Annotated in this window: 5 protein-coding genes; 2 read left to right on the top strand and 3 right to left on the bottom strand. The window is 58.7% G+C overall.

What is annotated here, in order from left to right:
• Positions 1-256: 256 nt before the first annotated feature.
• Positions 257-1,369: a glycosyltransferase family 4 protein gene (locus tag FH08_RS0133305; protein WP_031362517.1), complete on the bottom strand. Its 1,113-nt coding sequence runs from the start codon at positions 1,367-1,369 to the stop codon at positions 257-259.
• Between the two features lie 985 nt (positions 1,370-2,354).
• Between FH08_RS0133305 and FH08_RS0133295 the strand changes: the two genes are divergently transcribed.
• On the top strand, positions 2,355-4,694 hold the full coding sequence (locus FH08_RS0133295) for a polysaccharide biosynthesis tyrosine autokinase (protein WP_081889657.1): 2,340 nt from the start codon (positions 2,355-2,357) through the stop codon (positions 4,692-4,694).
• Positions 4,695-5,836: 1,142 nt separating this feature from the next.
• On the opposite strand, the gene FH08_RS0133290 is transcribed toward FH08_RS0133295, so the two are convergent.
• Positions 5,837-7,378 (bottom strand): N,N-dimethylformamidase beta subunit family domain-containing protein, encoded by a 1,542-nt coding sequence (locus tag FH08_RS0133290; protein ID WP_051888733.1) that lies wholly within the window; start codon positions 7,376-7,378, stop codon positions 5,837-5,839.
• A 26-nt stretch (positions 7,379-7,404) separates the two neighbouring features.
• Positions 7,405-8,496, bottom strand: coding sequence for a glycosyltransferase family 2 protein (locus FH08_RS0133285; protein ID WP_035567786.1), 1,092 nt, complete (start codon positions 8,494-8,496; stop codon positions 7,405-7,407).
• A gap of 619 nt (positions 8,497-9,115) precedes the next feature.
• Between FH08_RS0133285 and FH08_RS0133280 the strand changes: the two genes are divergently transcribed.
• Entirely contained in the window at positions 9,116-9,964 is an 849-nt protein-coding gene (locus FH08_RS0133280) for a phytanoyl-CoA dioxygenase family protein (protein WP_051888732.1), read from the top strand.
• The last annotated feature ends 488 nt before the right edge of the window (positions 9,965-10,452 follow it).

Raw genomic sequence — 10,452 nt, 5'->3', positions numbered from 1 at the left:
GCATCGATATGAGACATTCGATGGGGCATTACTCCGGCTGTCGTCTTCAACGATGTTCCCCTTGGAATAAAAGAACGTTCACCCGGATCGGTTCATTCCTAAACGCTTGCGCACACACGTGAGCTTCGGACGTATGCATCTCACGCATCAAATACACTGACGCGGGCAAGTGAATGCCGGCGGACCGGCGCTAACGGTGTGCGCACCATTTTTGAAGCCATTTCGCCGGTGCCTGAAGCCCGCCGGGTCGGCGGACTTACCCGGTCGTCGGACGCTCCGCGAGCTGCGGTGCTTTCGCGTAGGCCTCGCCATATAACACTCGCAGCAACTTGCTCGCAGCCCGGTCCCATCTAAATTGCTGAGCGTGGCGTAAGCCCATTTCGCGATACCGCTGCTGTAATTCCTTGTCGCCGAGCATCAGTGAAATCTTGGCGGCGATGTCTTCAATCGATGTCGCGTCGCAATACATGGCAGCTTCGCCGCAAACCTCAGGAAGCGACGCCTCATTCGACACAATCACCGGACAGCCGCAATACATGGCCTCGAGTGGCGGCAATCCGAAGCCCTCATAGAGCGAAGGAAATACCAGGCAAGATGCATCGCCGTAGAGCGCCTTCAACTCGCCATCCGTGACGAAACCCGCCCATACGACCTGATCCGACTGGTGCTGCTCGACCTGGTTCGAACCGAACACGCGGGTATTGGCGCCGCCCACGACAACAAACTTTATATGGCGGAACTGATCGAGCTGCGGCACCGCATCGAGGACTCGCTGCAAGTTCTTGCGCGAATCGAGGCTACCTACAATGACGCAATACAAATCTTTCGTTAGTCCCAGCCGCGGAAGAATAGCGGGGTCGCTGACGACGCGGTCGAGATGGTCAGCGCCGTTGGGGATCACCGCCACACGCGCTTCGTCAATGCCAAGATGATGACAAATGCGCGCCTTCGAGAAGGCCGACACTGTCAGGATCACCCTCGCCTGCCGATGCAGGATCGAAAATTTCAGTTTGTACCAGAGCCTGAATTTTTTCGAGAATGCGTAGGGCACGTCGTAGACAGCCATATCGTGAAGCATCACGATCTGGTTGCTCTTAAAAAGAGGACCGGTATTGCACAGGCTGATGAGCGTCTGGTGAGTAGTCACTAAGGGAAGCGTGATTTGCTCCCATAGGTTTCCCTTGAGCCATGAGCACATGCGCGTGCGTTTAAGTGCCAGGCCGGAGCCGGCCGCGTCCGACGGCACCACCACTTCGAGTTCGTCTGCAGGGAGATCGCCCGCTTGCAAGGCTCGCGTGAGTTCGTAGGCGACCCGCTGGACGCCAGTGATGCGCTGCGCGGTAAATTTGCCGTTGATCGCAAATTTCATAAGACCTCCGCTACGACGATGCTCGCCGCTCGTTCGATCGAGCCAGAGCTCATGCCCCGCATCGCGAATGCGTTTTGCGTCCTTAGTTCATTCGCCGAACGCCCCTCGAATAACTGGCGTTCACGGTGCATTGCGCTTTCAGCGATCGCCGGTAAGAACGTTGAATCCACGGTCCGAACGGCGCACGGCCGCGGTTCAGCGGTCTTGATTGTGTTCAGGTATTCCCCGGCACGTTCACCAGCGATTAGCTGTGCTTTCATGCTGCTCTCTTCAAAAGGTGGATCGATAAACAACCCGGATCGCGGGAATCTCGCGCTTTCATCGCAAGCACGAAAGTGCTCGCCGGCAACGGGCACTCAGCGTCAGCGCGTGGCGCACACCACTCCCGTTGCGCTTGAGTGTTCGATCGAGATTGCTCTATTCAGACGTTACGGTAGTGGTCAATAACGGCTGCTACCGTGCGGCAAGGCACATATCGCCAAGCAATTCGACCGGATGATCTGTGGCGTATATGTGAGGTATGTGTGGCGCATATGCAGGCGTCGCGGCACAGCCAAAGCACGTCGCTGCAGTCTGGTGGCAGCGAGCTTGCGAGAGGGTCAGGGAACGGGTCTCGTTGCATCCTCGCCACGCCGCGTTTCAAGATCGCGGAGGACCAGCTGTCGCTCGTGGCGGGTGGAGTTGATCTGCGGAATCGGACTTGATAAGCGGTGAGCCCGGCCCGCTTGCAAAGCGCCTTGATCCAGCGGCGAACCCGCGGCGGTGCGGCCACCGAGGCGATGTGTGGATCGGGAGTTAACAGACGTGCGCTAGCTAACAGACGCCAAGTGCTCTGGTAAGTAATCCTCTGACCGTAGATTCACATTCGGGCGTTGCCTAGGCGTTTAGCCGAGTGAACGCCTTGTAACTTGCCCAATACGTGAGGCGCCAAACGCGTCTGGTCTAACCGGACGCTCCGGCTGACGACGCTTTCGAACAAAGGACGATGCCAGTGAACACCCTTCATTTCAGCCAAGACTCTTCTAGCGCCGTGAATGGCGAAAGCCATTTCTCGGCCACCGACTTGTTCAACTTAATGCGGGATCACGTATGGACGATTGTAGGGAGCGTAGCCGTGGCGGTCGCTCTCGCGATCGCCTATGTGACGCTCGCGACGCCCGTGTACTCCGCGGACGTCATGGTGCGCGTTGACACGCCTGAACCGAACGCCCTCGGGCTTTCAGCTATAAATCAGCAAAATCCCCCGGCCCCGGCAGATGCATCCACCGGGAGCGCGGAACTCGAAGTAATGCAAAGTCGCTCGGTCCTCGATCCGGTCATCCAGGGTTTCGGATTTGATGTCAGCGTGACGCCAAAATCCTTTCCGATCTTAAGCGCAATCTCCAAGAAATTCGCGAAGCTGGGGCAGCCGTCAAGCCCCTGGCTTGGATTGACATCGTTTGCATGGGGCGGCGAAATCGTTCATATCGGCTCGCTTGAGGTGCCCCAGTCGCTCGAAAACGAGCCGCTGAAGCTGATTGCACAAGGTGACGATGGTTACGAACTGCTGGGACCGTCCGGCGAAACCCTGCTGACCGGGACCGCTGGCAAACCGGCGGCATCGAACGGTGTTTCGATGTCAATCTCGCGACTCGTCGCACGGCCGGGAACCGAGTTCAAGGTGGTTCGCTGGAATTTGCTGGACGCCGTCGACCGGTTCAAACGCGATATGAAGGTCACCAGCAAGGGCAAGGGCGCGATCACGAGCATCGTACAACTCACGTATCACGACGAGAACCCCTGGGCGGCCGCCGACGTTGCTAACGCACTCGCCCGGCAATACATTGCGTCGGCGGTTGAAAGCCGTCAGCGCGACGATAGCAAGACGCTGGATTTCATCAACCAGGAATTGCCGCGAGTGCGCGCCGAACTCGCGCGCACGGAGGAAAGTCTCAGCACGTATCAATCGTCATCGAGGTCTCTCGAGCCGACGACCGAAGCGGATGCGTATTTGAAAGGCGGACTCGATTTCCAGAAACAGATCGCGACATTGCAAATTCAGCGTACCCAACTGTTGCTTAAGTACACACCCGATAGCCCGTGGATAAGGAACATCGACGAGCAAATTGAGCAACTGCAGAACAGGAAGTCTACGTTCGACACGCGGTTTAGCGACATGCCCGCTTCCCAGCGCAAAAATGCGGACCTTACGCGCGATGCGAAGGTGGCTGAAGCGGTCTACGTCGAAATGGTCAACAAGAAAGAACAACTGACGGTGCGTCGTGCAAGCACGACGGGTGGCGCGCATATTGTCGACGTCGCACAGCGTCCCCGTGTTCCTGTGAGGCCGAACCGCATGCTGGTTATACCGGCCGCGGCAGGGTTGGGCCTGTTTATCGGCGCGTTCCTGGTGTTCATGCGCCGTCATGTGATGACTGGCGTGACCGACCCCTTCTTTGTCGAACGCAGCTTGAGCGTGCCCGTGTTTGGCGAAGTGCTTTATAGCGAGCCACAGGCCTTGCTTGAAAAAGAAATTGCATGGTCGCTTAACAGAGGTGGTTCCAAGGGCGGAAATCTGCTGTCCTATCGAGCTGTCGTGCCGAACAAAACAGGCAATCCGATTAGCGATCCACGGCTTACAAGTGGCCAGACACGAGTATTGGCGGACAGGTTCCGGCATGATCTGTCAGTTGAGGCGCTTCGGACGGTTCGTACTGCCCTGAACCGAAACTCGGCTCATGCGCATAACAACATCGTCATGTTCACGGGGCCGACACCGTATGCCGGCAAGAGTTTCGTCGCAGTCAACATCGCCGTCCTGCAAGCGGAAATTGGATCGCGCGTGCTGCTCATCGATGCGGACATGCGTCGCGGCCACCTGGCTGCTCACTTCAACCAATCCAATCACGGTGGGCTTTCAGAAGTTCTGGCGGGCTCTTTGCAGCCATCCGAGGTTATCCGTGGCGTCGGTGTCAACGGCTTGTCGTTCATGTCTTGCGGTTCCTACCCGGCGAACCCCGCGGAGCTTCTGATGGGGCGCGGTTTCAAGGCGTTGCTCAGCCAGGTTAGCGATCAGTTCGATATGGTGATCATCGATACGCCTCCGTTCCTCGCCGTCACTGACCCGGCCATTGTTGCAAGCGAAGCGGGCGCGACGGTTCTGGTTCTTCGCTCGGGAATGCAGAGCGAAGCGGAAATCGCCGAGACGGTCAAGAAGCTGGAAAGGGCTGACGCGCGTATCTTCGGCGCGGTGTTCAACGCCATTCCGCTGCGCTGGAGTAATCGTCACTACGGTTATGCGTCGGCATACACCACAAACTTCAAGCAATTCGACGGAGTGAACTGACGGAAGGCGTTGGGGAGACGCGGATTTCCAGCGCGACGAATGCGCTGGAAATTTGGTCTTTATCATTTGTAGTTGCTCGAAGGAATGACCTGCGCCGCGCCGCTTATCCACATGGCCGGCGCTTTTCGCATGACGCGTCGCTAAACGTGTACCGCTGTAAAAATCAATCGCACAAATGGGACGCTTGCGGCACCGGCGAGGACCAAGGCGTGGCTCGCAGATCGGGCCGAGGAATGAACCGCGCTGATATCGAATTTGCGCGTCCGCCGACGGTCGGCAAGCCAAGCAACTGGCTCACCGAGTTGAGTCGCTTGCCATGGGTTCGACGCGAGGTTCGAGTCAATCGGTTAATCGGCCGTGGGACCGCTCACTAGTAAAGTAAGCGGTATCCGACGAAAGGCTTCGGAGCAAGGCAGGCTGCCAGATTGGCTGCTTGATTGGCTGCCTGATGCCATCGAGGCACGCGCGGCGGATCGAAGTTGCCGCATCGCTCCCACCAACGCTTTCAGAACCTCGATATATTCCAGGCTGCCGCTGCCGCCGGGCGGGTGAAAACTGCGTGGATGACCGTGTCCAATTCCAACGCGGGTCCTGTTCCGTGCCGCTCCGTCTCGCCGACAAGGACGTGTCGCGCGAGACAATCGGCCCAAAGTTGGGCTTGCAACGTATGCGGGCTCTCGGCTCCGAAACACCGCGCCAGGAGGGCACGTTACGGTAACGGATCACGGCCCTCAGCCGCCCAGCTTGGCAAACGCGTCACAGCCCGTGGCGCTCGAAAGTCCAGTTTCCCAGGGCCACCTCTCATGGCCGTGTCGAAGCTGTTCGTGACGGTTCGGTCTTTTACAGGTGGTTATTATTTTTCGTCGTCACCGGGGCGCGGGCTGGTGTGTACGAGACACTGCCTCCTCACAAGCACTGAATTGCCAGATAGGTTTGGTTGAAGCGCGAGTGCGCATGTTCACATTTCGTGTTGCCTCGCGTGCGCAGCGCCCGAAGACCAACGGGATCTGGCATGTACACTTGAGTAGCACGAGCGTACCAACTCAACGCGCCAAGTAGTTGACGCTCGATCCCGACAAAGCCCCAACCTGCGACCTCATCGGCGCACTGAGCCTCGCTGCCACGATAGGTTCCCGGCAGGATCAGATCGCGGCGGTGTCGTCGACCGCAGGGGTTTCGGTCGCCTCGCGCGGGGCACTTCTATTGTCCTGATGCGACGCGCCATCGAACGAGAGGCCGATGAACCGGCGCACCACGTTGCGCGTAATCCGCTGCACGACGAGATTGCTTTTGGCCTGGGTGTCGAGCAACACCCTCGCCCAGTCCGTCGTTCCGCAGTTGAATACCTGGCCTTCGCTCAGCGTGCCTGCCGGGTTCTTTGGGCGGAACATGCCGAAAGCGCCGATACCGCCCATCTCCCAACCGATGAGTTGCCGGGTGGTGGCGAGCGTCTCGAAGCCATTGTGCGGCTCGTCTGTCGGCAGGCCGTCGACTTCGTAACCGACCAGGCGGTCGTCGGCGCCGAAGGTCTCGCCTTTCTTCAGTCCAGTGCCCGTGAATACCCAATGTTCAGGTTGCGTGACCGTAAAGCCGACTGCCTCGCGCTTGCGGTTTATCCAGCCGCCGCGCCAGCGTTTCCACCTGCCGTAATGGCCGCCTCCATAGGTGTAGCTCAAGCCAATCAGGTGACGTTCGTTTCCGCATGCGCGTGGATCGTTGTTCGGTTTTTCCGTCAGCAAGTCCCAGTCGCCTGCGAGCTTGCACATGCCGATAGGGTTGCCTGCGGCGTCGCAGGTGAACCTCACAGGCCGGTAGCAAGTGTTGCCGCTGAACACGGCAAGATTGCCGCCCTGTTCGACGAAGCGCGCCACGTGCTCGCGCATTTCGTGGCTCCAGTATTCGTGGTGGCCGACGCTCAGCATGCAGCGATATTTCGTGAGATCGAGCGCGCTTCTCTCATGAAGATCGAGGTCGGTGTAGAAATCGCATGCGATGCCTTCCGCCTGCAGCCAGCGAATGAACTTGGCGTCCCAATGCGAAAACTGCTGGCGTGGCGAGGCGGGATCGTAGGGATCGACGGGCTCGCCGAGCTGCGCGCCGAAGCCACCGCCTGGACGGCGCAAGCTTACTTGCTTGGCGGCCGGACGGCGATGGATCGGGTCGTTGTAGTAGCAGCCGCCGCCAATGGAGTTGTAGGCGTGATAGGTTGCGACCGGCACAATATAAGCAATTGCCGCTGATGGAGTTCGCGGACGCGCAACGACAAGCGCCATGCTGTCGCTCGCGGGCGGCGCGCCGGACACCGGCTTGCGGGCGAGGCAACGGCGCCCGATTTCGTCACGCGGCTTGCCCGCCGCCGTGACTTCATAGGCGACGGCCACGTAGGCGCCGCTTGAAAGCGCCTGGTGAGCGGGCAGATCCGGCCGGATGCGGATGGTTGGCCAGTTCCAGTCATGGTCGAACGGCGCAGCTTCGTTGCTGTCTGCCGATTCGAACATGGTGTGCCCGTCCACCAGCGTCGCTTTCACATTCTTCTGTCCCTCAACCACCACGCCGCTGCAGAACAACAGCAGTTCGTCACCGGCCTGCTGATAAACCGCCACCCCGAAGCGGCGCTTCGGTTGCACCGCAAGTTCAAAGGATTCACCGGCAGTGAAACTCGTGTGGATCGGGTAAATCTGCATGATCGGTTTCCGAAAGACAAAGCCGCTCAACGGCTGCTGGCGGTCGCACGCGATGATAGACCCGCCTGCGGCTCGGGCTGGATTACCCGTGGCGCCTGGCGGGACGGCCTGAGCTGAAGGCCGAACGTGTGCTTGACGAGTTGCTTGGCCTGAAAGATCCGCCGATCGATAAAGATCCTGGACCGATACTGCAGCGCCGGAAGCGTCCCGGCGCCCCGCGTGCCCCGCGTGCCCGCGAAGCGGCGGTAGCGCGCGGCTATATCGTCGATCATCTTCATCGATTCACGCAACGCGTTCATTGGTACGCGTGACGCCTGTATGCACGCATAGCGAAACGCCTTGTGGAAGATCGCCAGCCAGTAGGCGTCCAGTGTACCGATGGCACCAGCTTCGCAACGTTCAAGCGCTTCTTCGGCACAGAGCGCAATGCCCGTCACCGAATGCAGCGTGGCTCGCTGCGTGATGCTGCCGGCGCGGCGCCGGTAATAATAGAGCTCGTCGGCGAGGCGATACAGCGTGCGGGCGCGCGTATAGATGAACGGAATCGTAGCGAAGTCCTCGTACACCCGGCCGACTGGAAAGTCGACACCGTCCCATAGTTCGCGCCGGTAAACGCGCGCGACGGGAAATGCCTGGCAGACCTTCGCAAATTCCATGAGTGCTGGAAGATCGCACGGACGCTTGCCGAGCGTTGCAGGATCGACGAGCTGCATGCGGTCGATCTGCATGCCGTCCGTATTGACGATCCCGAGATTGAATTCGATGATATCGGCGGAGTCGGCATTAAGCAGCGGCAGGATTATTTCAGAGAAACGCACGTCCCAAACATCGTCCGCATCGAGAAAGCCGATATACGGACATGTTGCGCACGCGATGCCTGCATTGCGCGCCGCGCTCACGCCGCGGTTTTCCTGATGGATCACCTTGATATGACGGCCGGCCTCGGTCTCTTGCACTGCCCGGATTCGTTCGAGCGTGTGATCCGTTGAGCCGTCGTCCACTACAATGAGCTCAATCTCCTCTGCTCGCGATTGGTGCAATGCCGATGTCAGCGATGCGCCGATGAAATGCTCGACGTTGTATGCAGGAATTACAATCGACAGCAACGCTTTTTGCATGGTTTCCCCTTCCTCGCAGTCTCTCTAACAGCCTTTTTGCTCGTTTTGGCGCGACGTCCGGAATGCTCCCGATGCCTCTTGCGAAAATGCGCTACGTCAATGGCAATCGCTCAAATTCTTACACACAGTAAGAAGAGTAACTGCCGCTTGTGATGCTAGATGTGCGGCGCCCAACGTTAAATCAACACGCGCGAATTTTCATGCGCAGCCCAAATATATGAATGCTGAGTAGAAGCTGAATACAAGCTGCAAGCCTTTGACGTTGCTCGCGCATACATTATTTACGGAACGCATAAATATAATGATTCATTTAAGGGATTTCCCGAAGGCGACGCTTGGAATGGCTCGTTTGTCACCGCACGAGCGGGTGATGTGGAACACATAAAACGGCTGCGGCAGGGACGACTGGCAGCGTGTTATTTCCGGCGCGAGTTCGACCCGAACACGCTGCACATCGAAAATGCAGTGTTATGCGCTGAATCGCACGGAGTGGTGCTTTTTAACATGGTCTAGTGACAACAAATCTAACTAGAACCAGGGGCTTATTTTGAAGCACGATTCGACCACCGCCGCTGCCTTGTCGCCAACCCAAAAAGAACGCTTCTGGAAAGACGGCTTCATGAAGCTGGAGCAGGTAGCCGACCTTAAAGAGCTTGCCGCGGTGCGCCGGGTGGGGCAACGCTTGCTGGCAGACAAATCAGGCTTTCGGGAAGGGTTGCTTTTCGACTTTTATCCTGAGCATACCGAGTTCGACGAGCCGAAGCTCGCGCAGTTGCACCATCCATCCATGTTTGAACGCGGCCTCGCTGAGACGGAGATACGCCGCGCAGCGCACCGGATCGCACAGCAATTGCTCGGCGAAAAGGCGCGCTTCGTGAGCGACAGCTTCTTCTTCAAGCCGGCCCATACCGACGCGGTGACGCCGTGGCATCAAGACGAAGCGTTCACCGATCCGAGCATTGAATACCGCGAGATCAACCTCTGGTTTCCGCTGCAGGATGTATCGCTGGTGAACGGCTGCCTTCAGTTTATTCAAGGCTCGCATCTCGGCCCCGTGCTGCCACACCAGCCGATTGGGGGCGACCCGACCACTCACGGCCTTGAATGTATCGAAGGCTTCGATCCCGCCAGCGCGGTAGTCTGTCCGCTCGCGGTCGGCGGCTGCACGATTCATGCGGGGCGCACTTTGCATCACGCGGGCCCTAACGAATCTGACGCGCCACGTTACGCGTACGCACTCGTGTTCGGCCTGCCGCGACGCGCGGCGACCAGCGTGAGGTCGTTCCCATGGCACACCGACCGCATGCTGTCGCGCGGCAAGCGCGTAAGCGAGTCTCGCTCCCGCGGCGGCTTCCTGCCCTACCTGTATCGGAAATTGCGAGAGTTCGACCCCACGAGTCCGTACGAGTGGCGCCTCGCAGCGCGTCGTCTTGCCAAGCTCGCGCGGCGCCAGCGTGGGGCTGAATAAGCGGCTGCTGGAGTTAAGCGCGGGCTCGGGCTACCGGTAGCTTGAGAATTCCGGCCGCTGCGGGATAGAACACTTTTGCCTTCTCGTCATCACGAAGGTCTGCTATCCATACGCACGAAGCCGACATGTGTACGCAAGCTCGCCAGGCTTGCAATCCGGTCCGTTACAAAAACGCAGCGCTGAATGGCGTTGTTCTGGCTCGCCTTTGCTTGAACCTCTGTTCGGTGCAGTACTGAATCCAAAAATCCGCGAAGCTACGATGCGCTGCTTGCCGGTCGTGCGAATAGCTGCGCGTGTCGGCAGACAGACCGCCCGAAGCACGTTTGCAACGGCGAGCAAGGCATTAAGCCGTGATGGAACAATCCGGGTGAACGTTCTTTTATTCCAAGGGGAACATCGTTGAAGACGACAGCCGGAGTAATGCCCCATCGAATGTCTCATATCGATGCGATTCGCGCCGTGGCAGTCCTGTTTGTCATGTGGGCCCA

This window comes from Caballeronia sordidicola (genome assembly GCF_000729995.1).
GTDB lineage: Bacteria > Pseudomonadota > Gammaproteobacteria > Burkholderiales > Burkholderiaceae > Caballeronia > Caballeronia sordidicola_A.
Note: the sequence above shows the minus strand (reverse complement) of the source record. Positions and strands in the feature narration are given on the sequence as shown.